Source organism: Rhizobium cerradonense, assembly GCF_030182455.1.
GTDB lineage: Bacteria > Pseudomonadota > Alphaproteobacteria > Rhizobiales > Rhizobiaceae > Rhizobium.
In genome coordinates this window covers 144965-165766 of record NZ_JAQJCK010000005.1, presented here as the reverse complement: position 1 = coordinate 165766, position 20802 = coordinate 144965, and the positions used below count along the sequence as shown (strand labels likewise).

Genomic DNA, 20802 nt, shown 5'->3' with positions numbered 1-20802 from the left:
TAATCACGATATCGCTCACGGATAGTCGCTTTGTCAATCGAAAACGATCATAATTGATAATGCTGCGATGCAATATGAAAGTTTTTGAGCGTTTGTGATTGACACTTTGTCACATTTGCGAAATAACCCGAGAAGGAGGAGCCGATGCACGAACGTGAACGCCATCGCATCATTTTGAGCGCCGTACAGGAAAAGCCTGTGGTGACGATTCAGGATATTTCCGAATTGACCGAGGCTTCCGAAGCGACGATCCGCCGCGATATTGCGGCCCTGCATGTGCAGGGAAAGATCCGGCGCGTGCGTGGCGGGGCGGAATCGATTCATCCTCCGCAGCTCGGCAATCTCGCCGGCCGCCCCTTCCGCGTTTCGGAAGGCGTCAATATCGATAAGAAACGCGCAATTGCGCGCAAGGCCGCTGAATTATGCAGTCAGGGCGACGCCATCATCATCAATGGCGGCACGACCACATTCCAGCTTGTCCACTACATCTCGGCTTATCGGCTGCAGGTGATGACCAATTCCTTCGCCATTGCCGAACATCTGGTGAAGCACTCGAAGAACACGGTAACGATTCCGGGCGGCGCGATCTATCGCGAGCAGAGCCTGATCCTGTCACCCTTTGACAATGATACGACCCGGAACTTCTATGCGCGGCGCATGTTTATCGGCGCGCAAGGCGTTGGTCCGCTCGGCGTCATGGAAGCCGACGCGCTGGTTATCCAGAGCGAGCAGAAGCTGATGCGCCAGGCCGACGAGCTGGTCGTGATGGTCGATTCCAGCAAGTTCCGTCAGCGCTCCAGCCTGATCCTGTGCCCACTTGAGCAGGTAACGACCATCATCACCGATGACGGCGTGTCGGCGGAGACTGTACGCATGATCGAGGATGCCGGCGTGTCGCTGATTATCGCGAGCGTCACGGCGCAGGCCGAGAGGGAGGATTCCCCGTCCGTCGCATGAGATGCGCGGCTGTGGCGGGGTGAGCATAGCCTATCAACTTTGGGAGGAAGAGACATGAATATTGCAAAGAAATTGGCGATCGGCGTAGCGCTGGCCGTCGCAATGATGGCCGGCACGGCAAGTGCGAAAGACATCAAGATCGGCCTCGTAGTGAAGTCGCTCGGCAACGGCTTCTTCGAAGCGGCCAATAAGGGCGCTCAGGAAGCCGCCAAGGAACTCGGCGGCGTGCAGGTCATCTACACCGGCCCGACGCAGCCGACCGCCGAAGCCCAGATCGAAGTGATCAACTCGCTGATCGCACAGGGCGTCGATGCCATAGCTATCTCCGCCAACGACAAGGATGCTGTGGTGCCTGCCTTGAAGAAGGCCACGCAGCGCGGCATCAAGGTTATCTCCTGGGATTCCGGCGTGGCTCCGGCCGGCCGCATCCTGCAGCTCAATCCGTCTTCAAACGAGCTGATCGGCAAGATGTGCCTGACGCTCGCCAAGGACCATCTTGACGGCGGCAAGGGCAATTTCGCCATCCTGTCGGCGACTTCGACCGCCACAAACCAGAACATCTGGATCGGCGAAATGAAGAAGCAGCTCAAGGATTTCCCGGGCCTCAACCTCGTTACGACCGTCTACGGTGACGACCTTTCGGACAAGAGCTACCGCGAAGCCCAGGGCCTCCTGACCTCGCATCCGGAAGTCAAGGTCATCGTCGCTCCGACGACCGTCGGCGTGCTCGCCGCTTCGCAGGCCGTCAAGGATGCCGGCAAGATCGGCCAGGTCTATGTGACCGGTCTCGGCCTGCCATCCGAAATGGCTGGCGCCATCAAGTCGGGCGCCACGAAGGAGTTCGCGATCTGGAACCCGATCGACCTCGGCTATTCCGCAACGCAAATCTCCTACCGTCTCGTCAAGGGTGAAACCGACGGCAAGCCGGGCAGCGAGATCAATGCCGGCCGCATGGGCAAGATCAAGGTTGGAGACAACGGCGAAGCCGCCATGGCTGATCCCTTCGTCTACAACGCTTCGAATATCGATCAGTTCTCCAAGGTCTTCTGATCAGCAGACCCATTCGCAGCTTTCCGGCGGCTTCGGCCGCCGGACTTGGTTAACTTATCCGGTACATTGCTGATGACCACAGTCCTTCAACGACCCGCCACGGGCATGCCAAGCTTGGGCAATACCGCCATTCTGGAAATGCGCGGCATTTCGCAGATCTTTCCGGGCGTGAAGGCGCTCGACGGCGTCAGCATCTCGCTTTATCCCGGCAAGGTCACCGCCCTGATCGGCGAAAACGGCGCCGGCAAATCGACGCTCGTCAAGATTCTGACCGGTATCTATCGTCCGAACGAGGGCGAAATCCTCGTCGACGGCAAGCCGGTTGCGTTTCACAGCGCCCAGGCCGCGATCGACGCCGGCGTCACCGCCATACATCAGGAGACCGTGCTCTTCGACGAGCTGACGGTTGCCGAAAACATCTTTCTCGGCCATGCGCCGCGCACGAAATTCCGCACCATCGACTGGAAGACGATGAACAGCCGGTCAAGGCTGCTGCTGGAATCGCTGGAAAGCACCATCGATCCGTCGATCCGCCTGAAGGACCTGTCCATCGCGCAGCGCCATCTCGTGGCGATTGCCCGCGCCCTGTCTATCGAAGCACGCATAGTCATCATGGACGAGCCGACCGCGGCTCTTTCCCGCAAGGAGATCGATGACCTCTTCCGTATCGTCGAAGGTCTGAAGGCCAAGGGCAAGGCCATATTGTTCATCAGCCACAAGTTCGACGAACTCTATGAAATCGCCGATAATTTCGTGGTCTTTCGTGATGGCCGCGCCGTTGGTCATGGCCCGCTGAAGGAGACGCCGCAGGACGAGATCGTCCGCATGATGGTCGGTCGCGACGTCAAGGATGCCTTCCCGAAAGTGCCCGTTACCATTGGCGACGTGGTGTTCGAGGTCGAAAATTATTGCCACCGCACCGAGTTCCGCGACATCTCCTTCAAGCTCCGGCGTGGAGAAATCCTCGGCGTCTACGGCCTTATCGGCGCCGGCCGTTCCGAACTGTGTCAATCGCTGTTCGGGATCACCAGGCCGCTCTCCGGACGGCTGACGCTGAACGGTCAGGAAATCCATATTCATTCGCCGCATGACGCCATCCGCGCCGGCATCGTCTATGTGCCGGAGGAACGCGGCCGCCATGGCCTGGCGCTGCCGATGCCGATCTATCAAAACATGTCGCTGCCTTCGCTCGGGCGGACCTCGCGCAAAGGCTTCCTGAAAGCAGCCGACGAGTTTGCGCTCGCCCGCAAATATGCCGAGCGGCTGGACCTGCGCGCCGCTGCCCTTTCCGTGCCTGTCGGCACGCTCTCGGGCGGCAACCAGCAGAAGGTAGTGATCGGCAAATGGCTGGCGACGCAGCCGAAGATCATCATTCTGGATGAGCCGACCAAGGGCATCGATATCGGTTCGAAGGCGGCTGTGCACGGCTTCATCAGCGAGCTGGCGGCAGAAGGCCTCAGCATCATCATGATCTCCTCCGAACTGCCTGAAATCCTTGGCATGTCGGATCGCGTGCTGGTGATGAAGGAGGGACTTTCGGCCGGCCTGTTCGACCGCGAAGGGCTGACGCCGGAAACGCTGGTGCGCGCAGCCACGGGCAATGCATAGGGAGGGCCGGATGCTACGCATACTCAAAAAACGCGAAACGCTGCTCTTCCTCATCATCATCGTGATGATCGCCGGATTCGCAACGCGTGCGGCCGGTTTTGCCGAGCCCGCCAATCTTGCCAACATCTTCAATGATACGTCGATCCTGATCATCCTGGCGCTGGCGCAGATGACGGTCATCCTGACGAAATCGATCGATCTCTCCGTCGCCGCCAATCTCGCCTTTACCGGCATGGCGATCGCCATGCTGAATGCCGCCTATCCCGATCTGCCGCTGATCGTGCTCGTTATCACGGCTATCGTTATGGGTGCAGTGCTCGGCGCCATCAACGGTTATCTCGTCTGGGCTCTGGAAATCCCACCGATCGTCGTCACCCTCGGGACACTCACCATCTACCGCGGCATGGCCTTCGTACTGTCCGGCGGCGCGTGGGTCAACGCGCATCAGTTCACGCCGATCTTCCTGAACGTGCCGCGCACGCTGGTCCTCGGCCTGCCCGTGCTCTCCTGGGTTGGCATCGCCATCGTGCTGATGATGTATCTCCTGCTGCGCTACACGCGCTTCGGCCGCTCCACCTATGCCAGCGGCGGCAATCCGGTTGCGGCGGTTTATGCCGGCATCGATGTCGGCTGGACGCGCTTCCTCGCCTTCGTGCTTTCGGGCGCGTTGGCCGGCCTAAGCAGCTACCTCTGGGTGTCGCGCTATGCGGTCGCCTATGTCGACATCGCCAACGGTTTCGAACTCGACAGCGTCGCAGCCTGCGTCATCGGCGGTATCTCGATCGCCGGCGGCGTCGGCTCGGTCGCCGGCGCTGTGCTCGGCGCGCTGTTTCTCGGCGTCATCAAGAATGCACTGCCGGTCATCGGCATTTCGCCGTTCACGCAGATGGCCATCTCCGGCACCGTCATCATCCTGGCAGTCGTCTTCAACGCCCGGCGCGAGCGCAATCGCGGCCGCATCATCCTCAGGGATCAGGCAGCGAAGGAAACCTCGGGTAAGGAGGTCACCGCATGAGCACCGTATCCGAAACCGCACCGGAAAAGCGCAGCATTCCCGATCGTCTGGGCACGCCCTTCAAGCGCATAATGGCGAGCTGGGAAATCCTGCTTCTCGGCGTCGCGATTGCCATTTTCATTTTTAATTCATTGGCTTCGCCCTATTTTCTCGACCCTTACAATCTCTCGGACGCGACCTTCAATTTCACCGAAAAGGCAATGATCGCCTTTGCCATGGCGCTGCTCGTCATTGCCGGCGAAATCGATCTGTCCGTCGCCGCCATCATCGCGCTTGCGTCGACCGCCATGGGCGCCGCTGCGCAGGTAGGCGTGGGTACGGTTGGACTGGTAGCGATCGGGCTGGGTGTGGGGCTCGTCTGCGGCCTTTTCAACGGCTTCCTCGTCTCGGTACTGAAACTGCCGTCGATCGTCGTGACCATTGGCACGATGAGCCTGTTTCGCGGCATTTCCTATATCGTGCTCGGCGACCAGGCCTATGGCAATTATCCCGACGCTTTCGCCTATTTCGGCCAGGGCTATGTCTTCTGGGTCTTCTCCTTCGAATTCGTTCTCTTCATCGTGCTGGCGACCGCCTTCGCCATCCTGCTGCATGCGACGAATTTCGGCCGTCAAGTCTATACGATCGGCAATAATGATTTTGCGGCGCGTTTCTCCGGCATTCCGGTCGAGCGGGTCAAATTCATCCTGTTCCTCCTGACCGGCATCATGAGTGGTATCGCCGCCGTCTGCCTGACCTCACGTCTCGGCTCCACCCGCCCCTCGATCGCGCTCGGCTGGGAGCTGGAGGTGGTGACCATGGTGGTGCTCGGCGGAGTGTCGATCCTTGGCGGCTCCGGCACGATCGGCGGTGTCGTCATCGCCGCTTTCGTCATGGGTCTGGTGACGTTCGGCCTCGGCCTTCTCAACGTGCCAGGCATCGTCATGTCGATCTTCATCGGCCTCCTCCTCATCATCACCATCGCGCTGCCGATCGTTGCACGGCGCGTCAAAGCGATGAGCTCGAAATGACCTCATCCCTCGAACGCCACGCCTTCAAGATGACGCTCAATCCCGGCATGGAGGGCGAGTACAGAAAACGTCATGACGAGATCTGGCCGGAACTGGTGGAGCTGCTGCACCAGGCCGGCGTGAGCGACTATTCCATCCATCTCGACCCCGAAACGAACACGCTGTTCGGCGTTCTGACGCGGCCGAGGGATCACACGATGGCCAGCCTTCCCGACCATCCGGTCATGAAGAAATGGTGGGCGCACATGGCCGATATCATGGCGACCAATCCCGACAATTCGCCAGTGCAGAGCGATCTTGTGACGGTTTTCCATCTGCCATGACCGCTCCATCGACCTATCGCCGCATTGCCGTCCTCGATATCGGCAAGACCAATGCCAAGGTCGTGGTGCTCGACGCGCAGACCGGCGCTGAGATCGCCGGCGTTCGGACGTCCAATACCACGCTGAAGACCGACCCCTACCCGCATTATAACATCGAGGGCTTGTGGGATTTCGTTATTGGTGCGCTGAAGAACTTTGCTGCCACACCCGGCTTCGACGCCATATCGATTACCACCCACGGCGCCTCCGCCGTTCTACTTGCCGAAGACGGCAGCCTTGCTCTGCCGGTGCTCGATTACGAGCATCGCTATCCTGAAGCCGTGCAGAAAGCCTATGACCGCCTGCGCCCGCCCTTCGGCGAGACCTTTTCACCGAGGCTTTCCGGCGGGCTGAATGTCGGTGCGCAAATCCATTATCAGAAGAGCGTATTTCCCAACGACTTCGCGCGCGTCAGCACGATCCTGACCTATCCGCAATATTGGGCCCTGCGGCTGACCGGCATTGCCGCCAACGAAGTCACCTCGCTCGGCTGTCACACCGATCTCTGGAATCCGACCACCGGCGCTTATTCCTCGCTGGTCGACACGCTCGACATTCGTTCTCTCATGGCCCCGATCCGTTCCGCCTTCGATGCGCTCGGACCTCTATTGCCGGCGATCGCGGCAGAGATCGGCCCCAGTGCTCCGGTTCCGGTCTATTGCGGCATCCATGATTCCAACGCCTCGCTGCTGCCGCATCTCGTGGAGAACGAAGCGCCCTTCGCCGTCGTGTCGACCGGGACCTGGGTGATCAATTTCGCCGTCGGCGGGGATCTGGATCATCTCGATCCGGCGCGCGATGCGCTTGCCAATGTTGATGCATACGGCCGCGCCGTGCCTTCCTCGCGTTTCATGGGCGGGCGGGAGTTCGAGATCCTGGCGGGTGAAATCGGACCCGTATCGCAGGAAACGACGGAGGAGATGCTGGCGGCCGTTATCGAAAAGGGCATCATGCTGCTGCCGAACGTGGTCGAGGGTTCCGGCCCCTTTCCTGGCCAAAAGATGCACTGGATCGGGCAAGCGCAAGCGAGTTCCGAGCTACGTCTCGCCGCCGCCAGCCTCTATCTAGCATTGATGACTGAAGCCTGCCTGGATCTGATCGGCGCCAAAGGCCCGATTTTCGTCGAGGGACCTTTCGCGCTTAATCGGACTTATCTTGCAGCCCTGTCTTCGCTGACGGGATCTGACGTCGTCGCCCTGCCCGGCTCGACCGGCACCAGCCAAGGTGCGGCGCTGCTGACCGGCATCAAACCTGCGGCCGCGCCGGAAAACCACCCCGTTCGGGCCGATCTGCCGGGTCTGCAGGACTACCGGCGCGCCTGGCATCAAGCATTGGCAGAATAAACGCCCTTCGAATCTTCGGCAGGGCATTCGAGGTGAAAAACGACCTCACGCCCCCCCAAATTCCACTATCGGTACCTCGATAGAAATTTCCGAGAAATCGTCAAAATTGTCTCCACGACGGTTATTTTCTTGCGGAATCGCGGTAATATTCCTACAGAAACTACCCTTATGAGCGCTTTTGAGGTCAAAAATGTCCGAAAGCGATCATCAGCTTCGATGTCACTTCTGTCTCCATTTTCAAGGCGCCTTACGGCAGTTCGCGCGCGACGACAGACCATTGCGGCGGGTTCAAAGGGCGCTGCCGCGCCCATCCAAGGAGAGAAAAAATGAGTCTGAAGACATTGACGGCTGCGACCTTCGTCGCCTCGCTGGCCTTCGCGCCGCTTGCCCATGCGGATATCGTGATCGGCCTCATCGCGCCACTAACCGGCCCTGTGGCCGCTTACGGCGACCAGGTCAAGAATGGCGCACAGACCGCCGTTGACGAGATCAACAAGGCCGGTGGCATTCTCGGTCAGAAAGTCGTCCTGAAGCTGGGGGACGATGCCGGCGATCCGAAGCAGGGCGTCTCCGTTGCTAACGATTTCGTGGGTCAGAGTATTCGTTTCGTCGTCGGTCCGGTAACCTCGGGCGTTGCCATTCCGGTATCGGATGCACTCGCTGAAAACGGTATCCTGATGGTGACGCCGACCGCGACCGCGCCGGATCTCACGAAGCGCGGCCTCCCCAACATCCTGCGCACCTGCGGCCGTGACGACCAGCAGGCCGATGTCGCCGCGAAATATGTGCTGAAGAACTTCAAGGACAAGAAGATCGCCATCCTCAACGACAAGGCCGCCTATGGCAAAGGTCTGGCGGACGCCTTCAAGGCAACGCTCAACGCCGGTGGCGTAACCGAAGTGCTCAACGATTCCCTGACCCCTGGCGAAAAGGATTACAGCGCGCTGACGGCGAAGCTCAAGGCTGCCGGCGTCGATCTCGTCTATTTCGGCGGCTATCATCCGGAGGGCGGCCTTCTCGCCCGCCAATTGCACGACATCTCCGTCAAGGCGCAGCTCATCGGCGGCGACGGCCTATCGAATACCGAATATTGGGCAATCGGCAATGAAGCCGCTGCAGGCACGATCTTCACCAACGCCTCCGACGCGCTGAAGAACCCGGATTCCCAGACCGCCGCCGCGGCGCTGAAGGAGCGCAACATCCCGGCGGAAGCCTTCACGCTGAACGCCTACGCTGCCGTGCAAGTCCTGAAGGCCGGCATTGAGAAGGCCGGCAGCGCCGACGACGCCCAAGCCGTCGCCACCGCACTGAAGAGCGGCGAACCGATCCAGACCGCTATTGGGAAGGTCACCTATGGCGAAACCGGCGACCTCACCTCGCAGAGCTTCTCGCTCTACAAGTGGGATGCGGGCAAGATCGTCCCAGTCGAATAAGCCGCTTTGGTTTAAGTCTTCAAACTTCGCCGGGCCATTTGTGGCCCGGCATTTTTTATGCCTGCCTGATCGGGCACACGTTGCGCCTTCAACAAACCGTGCGGAAACGTTCGATGCAGGTGGAAAGGACCTCCTCACCCGGCCTTTTCCACCAATTCGCCTCCGAAAAGATTTCCACCTCCTGCGGACCGAAAAAGCCGGCCTCCTCAACAGCGGCGCGAATACGCTTCAGGTCGATAACGCCGTCGCCCATCATGCCGCGATCGAGCAGCAGATCCGTGGTCGGTACCAGCCAATCGCAGATATGGTGCGCCAGGATCTGGCCCTTGGCGCCGGCACGCGCGATCTGTTCATAAAGCTTCGGGTCCCACCAGACATGGTAGACATCGACTGCGACACCGACGCCCTCGCCCAGCAGATCGCAGATATCGAGCGCTTGTTCTAGCGTATTCACACAGGCGCGGTCGGCGGCATACATCGGGTGCAGCGGCTCGATTGCCAGCGGAATGCCGGCGCTGCGAGCATGCGGCAGGATCGCCGCGATGCCATCCGCCACCATTTCGCGAGCGTGAGCGATATCCTTCGAACCCTTCGGCAGACCGCCGACAACGAGCACGAGGCAATCGGCATTCAGCGCCGCCGCTTCGTCGATCGCCCGTCTATTGTCATCGATCGCGGCCCTCAGGCCCTCAGCATCTGCGGCTGGGAACATGCCGCCACGGCATAATCCGGTGACCTTCAACCTGTTATCGGCAACGATCCTCGCTGCTTCCGCCAAGCCGATCGCATGCACCTGATCGCGCCAGGGCGCAATCGCGACGATCTCCTGTTTTAAGCAGGCGTCGACCGCCTGACGCATATCATATTGCTGGCGCACGGTCGCAAGATTGATGGAAAGGCCGGATACAGCCATTCTGATGATCCTCCCAGATCCCGTTTCCCGATTAGAGCAGTTCAGCGCTTCACGGAATCGCCGAACTACTCCATCTCTTTGTTTTCACGCAATTCCGGACGGAAAACCGCCACGCACTTTTCCTAGAATTGCTTTAGGCGACGCCGACCGTGGCAAGGATCGTCTTCATCCGCTGCACGGCAAGATCGGGGTCTCTGAGAACGCGGGCCGTATCGGCCAGACGGAACAGTTCCGACAAGTGTACGATGGAGCGCGTGCTTTGCTGGCCGCCGAGCATCTGGAAGTGATCCTGGAAGCCGTTGAGATAGGCGAGGAAGACCACACCGGTCTTGTAGAAGCGTGTCGGCGCCTTGAAAATATGGCGCGACAGAGGGACGGTCGGCGCCATCATCTCATGGAAAGCTTCGAGATCGTTCTCGGCCAGCTTCGCGAGAGCGGCGCTTGCCGCAGGCGCGATCGCGTCGAAGATGCCGAGTAGCGCATGCGAATAGCCCTGGCTGTCACCCGCGATCAATTCGGCATAGTTGAAATCGTCACCGGTATACATCTTGACCGCCGGATCAAGGCGGCGGCGCATGACGATCTCTTTTTCCGCCGACAGCAGCGAGATTTTGACGCCATCAACCTTGGCGGCGTTGTCGTTGATGATCGCGACCGCCGTCTCCATTGCCCGCATATCGTCGGACGAACCCCAATAGCCGGCCAGAGCCGGATCGAACATCGAGCCGAGCCAGTGAATGATCACCGGCTGTTGGACCTGCCCGAGGATGCGGTTGTAGACGCGGATATAGTCGTCCGGTCCCTTGGCAGCCGCCGCAAGCGCGCGGCTCGCCATCAAAATGATGCGCCCGCCTTGCCCCTCGACGAAGGCCACCTGCTCCTCATAGGCGCGGATCACATCATCGATGGTGACATCGGGACCAGGCGCCAGATGATCGGTGCCAGCGCCGTAGGCGATCAGCGAGTCCGACCGATTGCGGGCGGCCGACTGCGCATGCGTGATCAGCTCCTTGGCGCCGGCCCAGTCGAGACCCATGCCGCGCTGCGCTGTATCCATGGCTTCCGCAACGCCAAAACCGAGATCCCAGAGATATTCGCGGAAAGCGATCGTCCGCTCCCAATCAATGTTGCGGTCAAGCCATGGATCATTGTCGGCCAGGGGATCGACGACGACATGAGCCGCGGCATAGGCGACGCGATTGAAGCGATGGCCGCCTGCCGGGCGCTCCGGTGGGCTAAGCGGTGTGTTGGCGACGGTGAATTCGGCAAGCTTGCCGTCGGTGCCGGGCAAACGAAGGGTCTTCGTCATGGTCTTGTCTCCTAGCGAGCGGAAAGCGAGGGAACGTCGACCCAGCGGCGCTCTGCCCAGCTCTTTTGAGCGAGTTCGGCGAGTTGAACGCCCTTGGCGCCCTCACGCAAGGTGAATTTCCATGGCGTATCGTCGACGACATGCCGCAGGAAATCCTCCCACTGCGCCTTGAAACCATTGTCGAAGGTCTGCGTGTCCGGCACCTCGTCCCAGGTCTCGAAGAAATTGATCGGCTGCGGCTGATCCGGGTTCCAGACCGGCTTCGGCGTGTTAACGCGATGCTGCGTCCAGCAGCGCATCAGCCCGCAGACCGCCGACCCATGCGTTCCGTCCACTTGGAAGGTGACGAGATCGTCGCGGCGGACACGCACGGCCCAGGAGGAATTGATCTGCGCGACAACGCCGCCGTCGAGCTCGAACGTGGCATAGGCAGCATCGTCGGCATCGGCGACATAGGTCCTGCCGTTTTCATCGACGCGGCTTGGAATATGCGTCGCGCCGTAGCAGCTCACGGCTTTGACCTCGCCGAAGAGATTGTCGAGCACATAGCGCCAGTGCGGCAGCATATCGAGGATCATCCCGCCGCCCTCGGCCCTGCGGTAATTCCAGGAGGGACGCTGCGCTTTCACGCCCCAATCGCCTTCGAAAACCCAGTAGCCGAACTCGCCGCGCACGGAGAGAATCTTGCCGAAGAAACCGCTGTCGCGCAGCATGGCGATCTTGCGAAGGCCCGGCAGATAAAGCTTGTCCTGCACGACACCATTCTTGACGCCGCGACGCTCTGCGGAGCTTGCGACCGAAAGAGCTTCGTCCAGCGTCTCGGAAATCGGCTTCTCGCAATAGACATGCTTGCCGGCTGCGATGGCTTTCTCCAGCAGCGAGACGCGCATCTGCGTCGAGCCGGCGTCGAAGAAAATCGTGTTGTGGGGATCGGCGAGAGCGCTGTCGAGATCGGTGGTCGTCTTCGCGAGGCCGTGCTTACGCGCGACTTCTGCGATCTTTTCGGCATTGCGACCGACGAGGATCGGGTCCGGCATCAACCTGTCGCCATTGGCAAGCAGCACGCCGCCCTGCTCGCGGATCGCCAGGATCGACCGCACGAGATGCTGATTGTAGCCCATGCGGCCGGTGATGCCATGCATGATGATGCCGATCGGCTTCGTCACCATATCCCACTCCTCCCGTAAATAACTATATAGTTACATGAGTGACACGGCAAAGCGGCGCTGTCAACGGCCATCATCGACGGCCGCAGCGGCAATTGCGCGGATTCGGTGGGATTAAGAGGCGTTTTAAAAGCTTAAGGACGCAGGTAGGCGAAGATGACGTCGACGATATGCTCGCCCCAGGCGTCGATCTCCGACTTGTCGGAAAGGTTCCGCCGGAAGATCGTCGACAGCGTCCAGCGGTTCGTTAGGAAGAAGGAACCGAGGGCCGCGATGCTCATGTAGATCTTGACGGGATCGCAGCCCGGACGGAAATCGCCGGCGGCAGCGCCGCGATCCAGCAGACCGGAAATCTCCGCGACCAAGGGAGAATGCAGCTCGAAAATCCGCGCCGACCTCTTCAGAAAGCGGGCCTTATGCAGGTTTTCCGTATTGAGAATGCCAAGAAATTCCGGGTGATCCAGAAAATATTTCCATGTGAAAACAACAAGCTCCCGCATGCCCTCCGCGGGGCTGCGGTGCGAGAGATCGAGCCTTGCCTCCGCCGAACGGATGGCAACGTAACTGCCTTCCAGCACAGCGACATAAAGGGCATCCTTGCCCCCGAAATAGTGATAGAGCATGCGCTTGTTGATCTTGGCGCGCTCGGCTATGGCATCGACACGGGCACCGCCATAGCCGCGCTCGGCAAATTCCTTGGTCGCCGCAGCCAGGATCGCCTTGCTCGTGCGCTCCGCATCCCTGAGGCGCGGCCGCTCGGCGGGTGAGCTCGATACCGCCTGATCGGTGGATCCGACCACAGTTTCAGCCTCCGGGCTCTTCGATCGGCCCTTCGTGATTTTGGCTTCGCTCATCGCGGCTCCCGATTGCGTTTGGCAAGGCCACGCGGCCCCTAGCCGCCGACAATTACTCGATCATGACACAAGTTGACAGCCCCAGGGAAATCGGAAGCGATAGTAACTATATAGTTATATAAAAATTGCGCCGTTGGCAACGTGACCAGCGCGCAAGCTCGAAGCATCGCGCTGGTCATCGATTGTGCCTTCTTGGACGATGGCGAGTGGAACGTGCGATCCGACAGCTTCGCAAGCGACTCGCACCTATAACGGCAGCTCCTCGCCGGCTTGTTCCCGGACGATGTATTCGACGTACCAATCCGGCCAATTCTCGTCGCCCACGCCGTCGAAAGGTAGTCCTTCACGATGGCATGACCGAGAGTATAGATTGCCAAGCAATGACTTAGGCGAGACACCTTGCTTTCAATGCCGGCTCGGCCCAAGAGAACAAAAACAATTCAACACCGGGCGGCTTCATGACAGGAAAGCAGATCGCGATTATCGGTGGCGGGCCCGCGGGGCTGATGGCGGCCGAAGTGCTGTCGCTCTCCGGTCATCGCGTCACCGTTTACGATAGCATGCCGACGGTCGCCCGCAAATTCCTGCTGGCGGGGAAATCCGGCCTCAACATCACCCACTCGGAAGATTATATCCGCTTCGCCAATCGTTTCGGCCAAAGCTCCGACCGGTTATGTTCGGCCCTCGACGCTTTTACGCCTGATGATATCAGGAGCTGGGCGGCAGGACTTGGCACGGAGACATTCACCGGCTCTTCGGGCCGTGTCTTTCCAACGGTCATGAAGGCCTCGCCGCTGCTGCGCGCTTGGCTTGGCAGGCTGGAGAAACAAGGCGTCAAGGTTTTGACAAGGCATCGCTGGTCCGGTTTTGCCGAAGGCGGCTTTGCCTTTGAGACGCCGGAGGGACGAACGACCATTCAATGCGACGCAGCCCTGCTCGCGCTTGGTGGCGCGAGTTATCCCCGGCTCGGCTCGGACGCCGCCTGGATCGCCTGGCTTCGGAACAAAGGCATCGACATCGCCGACTTCCAGCCCGCCAATTGCGGCTTCGACGTCGCCTGGAGCACGGTTTTTAGAGAGCGTTTCGCCGGAGAGCCGCTGAAGGCCGTAACAGCGACGTCTGATGCCGGCGCCTTTCCCGGCGAATTCGTTATTTCCCGGCACGGTATCGAAGGCAGCCTCGTCTACGCCCATGCCGCCAGCCTGCGTGACCGGCTCGCAAACGACGGTAGAGCCGTCCTCACAATCGATCTCGCCCCCGGTAGGACGGCGCAACGGCTGTCGCGCGATCTGGCCCGACAAGACGTCAAAGCCAGCCTTTCCAATCGCCTTCGCAAAGGGGCGGGAATCGAAGGCGTCAAGACGGCGCTGCTGCGAGAACTCGTTCCATCAGCCGCTCTAGCAGATCCGGAACGACTGTCGCACCTGATCAAGGCCCTGCCGATCCCGCTCCTGAGGCCGAGGCCTATCACCGAGGCCATCTCATCGGCCGGCGGCATCCGCTGGAGCGCTATCGACGACGGATATATGCTGAGGGCCCTCCCCGGCGTGTTCGTCGCCGGAGAAATGATCGATTGGGAAGCGCCGACCGGCGGCTATCTTCTCTCCGCTTGTTTCGCCACCGGACGCGCGGCAGCGAAGGGAATAGAGGCTTGGCTACAACGGTAACGGGATGCCGTCACCCGATCCGTCTCTTCTCCATCAGCCAAGCCACGGATTCCTGCACGGCCTGCAGCGAGGTATAGCGCGGCGCGTAGCCGAGAAGCCGCTCGGCCTTAGCGATCGAGCAATTCGGGCTGCGGGCAATATGCTCCCACGTCGCCTCGGCATCCTCCGGCGTCTGGCCTTCCGCCCATTTGTCGTAGGGAAGAAATTCCAGTTTCGGCTCATGGCCGAACCAGCGCGACATCGCCTCGGCATAGCCCCGAAGCGTCAGTGCGCCGCTCGACACTGCATGGAAACTCTCGCCGGTCGAAGCGCGCCAATTGGCAATTGCGCCCATGAACATTTGAGCGACATCGTCGGCATGGACATGATGGACCGTTTCCAGACCGAAATTCGGCAGCACGAGCGTTTCACCCCGCGCCAAGGTCGAAAATGCCGCGAGGTTGAAATGGCCAGCCGGATTGAGCGGCGCCCAGCCGGGGCCGACAATATGGCCCGGATGGATCAGCGTCGCCGGGAAACTCTCGATCCGCGCCTTCGTTAGCAAATAGCTCTCAATCGCGGCCTTCTGCGTTCCGTATTCGCCGAACGGTCGCTTCGGCGTTTCCTCGAGCGTCGGCACGACGGTGGAAAAACCGTGCGTCCAGATCGTGCCCGTATGCAGAAAATGGCTGACATGACCCGAGAGAGCCTCGGTCAAATGCTTCGCACTGTCCAACGTGAAGCAGATCATATCGATGACGATATCGGGTTTCAGAGCGCGGATCGCCGGCCTGAAACTGCCGTCCTTTTCCATCGCGGCGCGATCCATCGTCAATTGCTCAACGGCATCCCACGCCCGGTTCGGCGAATAGGGTTTTGCCTGGCCCCGGCTCAGCGCCACCACCTCATGCCCGGCCTCCACCAGCCGCGGCACGAGATAAGTGCCGACATGGCCGGTTGCTCCTATGACCACTGTACGCGTCATGATGTCCTCCCAAGGATATTTTCAAAATCGGATGATGCCGGAACCGGAATGAAGAGAATGATCGCCTAAAGAATAGGAGCATGCACCGTCTTGTCATTCCCAAACAGAGGAGGACACGGCTTTGTTACGATTGGACATTCCTGCGCAACTTTGATGGCGCGCGCTCGTCATCCTCATCTTCGGACTTGATATAGACCTGCAGCGTATAGCCGATATGCTCGGTCATTAGCGCTCGAGCGCGCTCGATATCGCGATCGAGGGCCGCTTCCATCAACTCCGTATGCCGCTCGATCGCCATTGCCTCCCGCAGGGCGGCGACCGCCTTTTCATAACCGCTCTGCAGACCAGCGGCGGCGCGCTGCGTCGGCGCCAGACCGAGAAAACGATGATGACGGCGGAGCTGGTCGGAAATCGTGCTTTGAAAGCGCAGGAGCCAGCTCGATGTCGCAGCGCTTAAGAGAGCGGCATGAAATGCTGTATGCTTTTCATCCCATTCATCCGCCATTTCCTCAGAAGCGGCGTCGGGTACGATCTTGCAGCGAGAGAGGCGGTAGTGGGCCGTGACCACAGCGGATTCCCAGGCCGGACCACCCTTCTCGATCGATTCCAGCAGCAACGGCAGCTCGACAACCATCCGCGCGCGCATCAGATCTTCCAGCTCCGTGCGGGAAACCGGCGCGACAGCAAAACCGCGATTGCTGATGGCCGTCACCAGCTTTTCGGCTTCCAGCCGGGACAAGGCTTCGCGCAGCGGAGTCCAGCCGACGCCATAGGTATCCCGCAAAGTGCTGAGCTTCAACGATGCGCCGGGCCGCAGCTTCGTGTTGAGAATATCCCGGCGCAGGAGCCAATAGGCCGCTTCCGTCTTCGTCAGAGGTTCCTTGTCCTGCATAGCGTCGATCCCGATACCTGAAGCCGCAAATTATATATAAATCTGGTTTTCAGTAAAATTATATATCAAAGGTGCTTATGGTGCATATCATATATCGTAAATTGACAGCAGCACCGCAACCGGTATGATCTCAACAACAAAGTTGAGAGAGCGAGGCTCTCTTATAAAATCCGGGAGGAAATCATGAGGAAGTCCACATCCAGATGGTTGTCGGGGCTGGTCGTCGCCGGCGCGGTCATGGCGAGCATGGCGACGGCAGCCGCCGAGCCGATCAAGATCGCGATTGCCAATTTCGGCGAACATCCGCAGCTCAACGCTTCGATCGCCGGCTTCAAAAAGGCGCTGGCCGACAATGGCTTCGTCGAAGGCAAGGATGTCGTCTATACCGAGAGCAACACCAGCTTCGACGCTTCGCTGGTGCCGCAGATGATCGCCAAGTTGCAGTCGGATCATCCGAAGCTGATGTACACCATCACGACGCCTGTCTCGCAGATCGCCAAGAAGGCGCTCGCCGGCTCCGGTATCCCGATCGTATTCTCGGCCGTGACCGATCCGGTCGCCGCCAAGCTGGTTCCTTCCTGGGATGCCGGCGATGAGGGCATTACCGGCGCAAGCGACCTGCAGGACATCGCCGCCATCTTGACCTTCACCAAGAAGCTGCTTCCGAACGCCAAGCGCATCGGCGTGCCTTACAATCCGGGCGAGGCTAACGACGCTGCCCTGATCGAAAAGGTTAAGGCAGCCGCTCCGGCCGCAGGCTTCGAACTGGTCCCGGTGGGCGTCGACAATGTCAACGACATCCAGCAGCGCATCGCCTCGCTCGCCGGCAAGGCAGACGTGATTTACACGCCCGCCTCCAACCTCTTGCAGCCGGCAATCACCGCCGTTGCTGCAGCCGCCCGCCAGGCACAGATCCCGATCGTCAATTCCGACGACGCCGCTGTTCGCAGCGGTGTCGTGCCGGCAAGCTTCGCCGTCAACTACGAGCAGGTCGGTGAAAATGCCGGCAGGATCGCTGCAAAGATCCTCAAGGGTGGCGATCCCAAGACGATCGCGCCATCGCGTCCTGCCTATGAGGACCATGCTCCGTTGATCAACAAGACCGTTTTGAAGGCCTTCGGCGCCGACGTTCCGGCCTCGCTTGCCGATTGCAATTGCTTCACGAAGTAATAGGCGGCATCTTCGTAGGATCCATCTGATCCATGGCGGCGTTGAAAGCGCCGCCATTTCATAACCCTACAGTACAGGGGAGGCACGGATGCTGGACATCAAATCCGCGCGCAAGGTTTTCTACAGAGGCCAGCCCGACGAAAAGATCGCGCTCAACGGCCTGACGCTCTCCCTCAAGACCGGCGAATTCGGCGTGGTCATTGGCTCGAACGGCGCCGGCAAGAGCAGCATGCTGAATGCGATTTCCGGTGCCCTCAGCCTCGATTCCGGCCAGATTCTCATCAATGGCAACGACGTCACGAGCATGCCGGTCCACAAGCGTGCGGCGCGGCTCGCCCGCGTCTTCCAGGACCCGATGAAGGGCACCGCCGCCAGCATGACCGTCGGCGAGAACATGCTTCTGGCGGAGTTGCGCGGGAAGAGCCGGGGATTTCGGCCTGGCCTGAATGCCACACGTCTCGCCGCCTATAAGGAACGCCTCGCCGTTCTCGGCCTCGGCCTCGAGAACCGGCTGGATACCAAGGTGGAACTGCTTTCCGGCGGTCAGCGGCAATCGCTATCCCTCATCATGGCAGTCGGCGGTTCGCCCGACGTATTGCTGCTCGACGAACACACCGCCGCCCTCGATCCGCGCACGGCCGACATTGTCATGCAGGCAACGGTGCGAACCGTCGAAACGTTAAAGCTTACGACCCTGATGGTGACGCACAATATGCAGCACGCCGTCGACTTCGGCGACAGCGTTATCATGCTCGACGCCGGCAAAGTTCATCTCGAAATCATCGGTGAAGCGAAGAAGCGGATCACCGTTCCCGAATTGATCGGCCACTTCGCCGTCAAGTCCGACCGCATGCTGCTGGTGAGCTGATATCATGGATTTCATTCAGACAACGGTTTCGAGCTTCGTCTCGCTCATCCCGGTCACGCTGGCGCAGAGCTTCATCCTGAGCTTCGTCGTGCTGGGGATCATGATTCCCTTCCGCATGCTGAGCTTTCCCGACTTGACCAGCGAAGGCGCCTTTCCGCTCGGCGGCTGCGTCTGCGGCATTCTGCTCGCCGCCGGCGTCGCACCGCCGCTGGCGATCATTGCGGCTTTTGTCGTCGGCCTTGCTGCGGGTTGCTGCACGGCCTTCATCCATCTGCGCTTCCGCATCCACACGCTGCTCGCCGGTATCCTGATGTCGACCATGCTCTACAGCATCAATCTCGGCATCATGGGCAAGTCGAACCTCTCGGTCTTCGGCCAGCCGACCGTATTCGATTGGGTGCCCCTGACCCAGCCGGGCTTTCCGGCAAGCAAGATCGTCATCGCCGGCCTGATCGCCTTGATCGTCCTCATCGCGCTGAACCTCTATTTCAAGACGGAGAAGGGCACGGCCATGCGCGCCGTCGGCTCCAATCCGGATATGGCCGAAGCGCAAGGCATCAATGTCTGGGCCGCGACGATCGGCGGCGTCGGCCTCGCCAGCGCCTTTTCTGCCTCCAGCGGCGCCTTGATGGTGCAATCGCAGGGCTTTGCCGACGTCAATATGGGCATCGGCATCCTGATCAACGGCTTGGCGGCCCTGATGATCGGCGAGGCCTTCACCGGCAAGCAGACGGTATTGCGGCAGCTATTGGCACCCTTCGTCGGCTCGATCATCTATTACCAGCTCGTCTCGCTCTGCCTCGCTGCCGGCATGCCGCCGCCGAACCTGAAGCTCGCTACCGGCCTGTTCGTCCTACTGATGCTGGCCCTGCCAAGCATCAAGCGCAGCCGCGGCGGCGCGCCCGCCCGGGAAACCATTCGCGAATAAAGTGAGACCCGACACCATGACCAGCCTTCCCGATCTCGCCGCTGTCGAGGCCATGGATGCGGCCGATCCGCTGCGGTCCTTCCGCAGCCGCTTCGCCTTGCCCGAGGGCGTCATCTATCTCGACGGCAATTCGCTCGGTGCCGCCTCGCATGATGTTTTCGCCGAATTGCAGCAGGCGGCAAAGGAGGAGTGGGGCAACGGCCTCATCCGTAGCTGGAACAGCGCCGGCTGGTTCCACCTGCCGCTTGAGCTCGGCGACCGCATCGGACGTCTGATCGGCGCGGCGCCGGGGCAGACCGTGGTTACGGACTCGACCTCGATCAACATCTATAAAGCCCTGCATGCCGCACTTGCCATGCGGCCGGGCCGCAGCATTATCGTCGCGGAAGGCGACAGCTTTCCGACCGATCTCTATATGGCCGAAGGCGTTGCCTCGACGCGCCCAGGCGTTACCCTTCGCCTCGAAGGCCGGGATGCGGACAATATCGAGGACCTGATCGACGATCAGGTCGCGGTCGTGTTGGTCAATCACGTCAACTACAAGAGCGCCGAGCTGCGCGATATGGCGGCGCTGACGCGCCGGATCCACGAGGCCGGTGCGCTGGTGATTTGGGATCTCTGCCACAGCGCAGGTGCATTGCCGGTCGATCTTGACGGTGCCAACGCCGATTTCGCTGTCGGCTGCACCTATAAATACCTGAACGGCGGCCCCGGCTCGCCGGCCTTTATCTATGCAGCCCATCGACACCACGACGCCATCACACAGCCGCTCAGCGGCTGGTGGGGACATGCGCGGCCTTTTGCTTTTGAGCGGAATTTCGCCGGCGGCGATGGCATCAAGCGCTTCCTCTGCGGCACCCAGCCAATTCTGTCGCTGCGAGCGCTTAAGGGCGTGCTCGGCGTCTGGGATGAGGTCGACATGGGCGCGCTTCGCAGGAAGAGCATTGCGCTGACGGACCTCTTCATACAGTTGGTCGAGGCGAAATGCGGCCAATATGGCGTTGTCCTGGAAACCACGCGCGATAGCGAAAGACGCGGCAGCCAGGTCTCCTTCACCCACAGCAACAGCTATGAAGTGATGCAGGCCCTGATTGAACGCGGCGTAATCGGCGATTTCCGCGCGCCCGCAACCCTGCGGTTCGGCTTCACGCCGCTTTATGTTGGCTACCGCGACGTCTGGCAGGCGGTGAAGGTGCTGGAGGATATTCTGAGCAGCGAATCGTGGAGGGACGCGCGTTTTGCCGTGCGGTCGACTGTGACCTGATAGGGAATTGGCGCTCGCGAAGCGGGGGG

Annotated in this window: 19 protein-coding genes; 13 read left to right on the top strand and 6 right to left on the bottom strand. The window is 60.4% G+C overall.

The window, feature by feature from the left end; all coding sequences use genetic code 11:
- The first annotated feature begins 144 nt into the window (after positions 1 to 144).
- From PH547_RS14225 to PH547_RS14190, 8 genes are all read left to right on the top strand, one after another.
- Positions 145 to 957, top strand: a complete 813-nt coding sequence (locus tag PH547_RS14225) for a DeoR/GlpR family DNA-binding transcription regulator (RefSeq protein ID WP_104826769.1) — start codon at positions 145 to 147, stop codon at positions 955 to 957.
- Positions 958 to 1011: 54 nt separating this feature from the next.
- Positions 1012 to 2007 (top strand): rhamnose ABC transporter substrate-binding protein, encoded by a 996-nt coding sequence (gene rhaS / locus PH547_RS14220; RefSeq protein ID WP_104826770.1) that lies wholly within the window; start codon positions 1012 to 1014, stop codon positions 2005 to 2007.
- Between the two features lie 72 nt (positions 2008 to 2079).
- Positions 2080 to 3615 (top strand): sugar ABC transporter ATP-binding protein, encoded by a 1536-nt coding sequence (locus PH547_RS14215; RefSeq protein WP_260305092.1) that lies wholly within the window; start codon positions 2080 to 2082, stop codon positions 3613 to 3615.
- Between the two features lie 10 nt (positions 3616 to 3625).
- Positions 3626 to 4630 carry an ABC transporter permease gene (locus tag PH547_RS14210; RefSeq protein ID WP_285168637.1) on the top strand — a complete coding sequence of 335 codons (1005 nt, stop codon included), beginning with the start codon at positions 3626 to 3628 and terminating at the stop codon, positions 4628 to 4630.
- Positions 4627 to 5640 (top strand): ABC transporter permease, encoded by a 1014-nt coding sequence (locus tag PH547_RS14205; protein WP_285168636.1) that lies wholly within the window; start codon positions 4627 to 4629, stop codon positions 5638 to 5640. Before PH547_RS14210 ends, PH547_RS14205 begins: the two co-directional genes overlap by 4 nt.
- On the top strand, positions 5637 to 5963 hold the full coding sequence (rhaM, locus tag PH547_RS14200; RefSeq protein ID WP_285168635.1) for an L-rhamnose mutarotase: 327 nt from the start codon (positions 5637 to 5639) through the stop codon (positions 5961 to 5963). The genes PH547_RS14205 and rhaM overlap by 4 nt, the downstream gene beginning before the upstream one ends.
- Entirely contained in the window at positions 5960 to 7345 is a 1386-nt protein-coding gene (locus PH547_RS14195) for an FGGY-family carbohydrate kinase (protein WP_285168634.1), read from the top strand. The genes rhaM and PH547_RS14195 overlap by 4 nt, the downstream gene beginning before the upstream one ends.
- Before the next feature lie 326 nt (positions 7346 to 7671).
- The gene (locus PH547_RS14190; RefSeq protein ID WP_285168633.1) at positions 7672 to 8778 is read left to right on the top strand and encodes a branched-chain amino acid ABC transporter substrate-binding protein; all 1107 of its coding nucleotides are present in this window, start codon (positions 7672 to 7674) and stop codon (positions 8776 to 8778) included.
- 88 nt (positions 8779 to 8866) lie between these two features.
- Here the strand turns inward: PH547_RS14190 and PH547_RS14185 are convergent, their stop codons facing one another.
- From PH547_RS14185 to PH547_RS14170, 4 genes are all read right to left on the bottom strand, one after another.
- A complete protein-coding gene (locus PH547_RS14185; RefSeq protein WP_285168632.1) occupies positions 8867 to 9691 on the bottom strand; it encodes a sugar phosphate isomerase/epimerase family protein in 825 nt (274 codons plus the stop codon).
- Positions 9692 to 9824: 133 nt separating this feature from the next.
- Complete coding sequence (locus PH547_RS14180) at positions 9825 to 11000, bottom strand: dihydrodipicolinate synthase family protein (protein WP_285168631.1); 1176 nt, start codon at positions 10998 to 11000, stop codon at positions 9825 to 9827.
- Between the two features lie 11 nt (positions 11001 to 11011).
- Positions 11012 to 12169: a Gfo/Idh/MocA family protein gene (locus tag PH547_RS14175; RefSeq protein WP_285168630.1), complete on the bottom strand. Its 1158-nt coding sequence runs from the start codon at positions 12167 to 12169 to the stop codon at positions 11012 to 11014.
- Between the two features lie 131 nt (positions 12170 to 12300).
- Positions 12301 to 13020: a TetR/AcrR family transcriptional regulator gene (locus tag PH547_RS14170; protein WP_285168629.1), complete on the bottom strand. Its 720-nt coding sequence runs from the start codon at positions 13018 to 13020 to the stop codon at positions 12301 to 12303.
- A gap of 458 nt (positions 13021 to 13478) precedes the next feature.
- On the opposite strand from PH547_RS14170, the gene PH547_RS14165 reads away from it, so the two are divergent.
- Positions 13479 to 14687 carry a TIGR03862 family flavoprotein gene (locus tag PH547_RS14165; protein WP_285168628.1) on the top strand — a complete coding sequence of 403 codons (1209 nt, stop codon included), beginning with the start codon at positions 13479 to 13481 and terminating at the stop codon, positions 14685 to 14687.
- A gap of 10 nt (positions 14688 to 14697) precedes the next feature.
- Here the strand turns inward: PH547_RS14165 and PH547_RS14160 are convergent, their stop codons facing one another.
- Both PH547_RS14160 and PH547_RS14155 read right to left on the bottom strand, forming a co-directional pair.
- On the bottom strand, positions 14698 to 15651 hold the full coding sequence (locus PH547_RS14160; protein WP_285168627.1) for an NAD-dependent epimerase/dehydratase family protein: 954 nt from the start codon (positions 15649 to 15651) through the stop codon (positions 14698 to 14700).
- A gap of 124 nt (positions 15652 to 15775) precedes the next feature.
- Entirely contained in the window at positions 15776 to 16543 is a 768-nt protein-coding gene (locus tag PH547_RS14155) for a GntR family transcriptional regulator (RefSeq protein ID WP_285168626.1), read from the bottom strand.
- 183 nt (positions 16544 to 16726) lie between these two features.
- Between PH547_RS14155 and PH547_RS14150 the strand changes: the two genes are divergently transcribed.
- The 4 genes from PH547_RS14150 to kynU all read left to right on the top strand — a co-directional run bounded on the left by PH547_RS14150 (position 16727) and on the right by kynU (position 20773).
- Entirely contained in the window at positions 16727 to 17713 is a 987-nt protein-coding gene (locus tag PH547_RS14150; RefSeq protein WP_285168625.1) for an ABC transporter substrate-binding protein, read from the top strand.
- Positions 17714 to 17801: 88 nt separating this feature from the next.
- Positions 17802 to 18581: an ABC transporter ATP-binding protein gene (locus PH547_RS14145; RefSeq protein WP_260305106.1), complete on the top strand. Its 780-nt coding sequence runs from the start codon at positions 17802 to 17804 to the stop codon at positions 18579 to 18581.
- 4 nt (positions 18582 to 18585) lie between these two features.
- The gene (locus PH547_RS14140; protein ID WP_260305107.1) at positions 18586 to 19509 is read left to right on the top strand and encodes an ABC transporter permease; all 924 of its coding nucleotides are present in this window, start codon (positions 18586 to 18588) and stop codon (positions 19507 to 19509) included.
- A gap of 16 nt (positions 19510 to 19525) precedes the next feature.
- Complete coding sequence (gene kynU, locus PH547_RS14135; protein ID WP_285168624.1) at positions 19526 to 20773, top strand: kynureninase; 1248 nt, start codon at positions 19526 to 19528, stop codon at positions 20771 to 20773.
- The last annotated feature ends 29 nt before the right edge of the window (positions 20774 to 20802 follow it).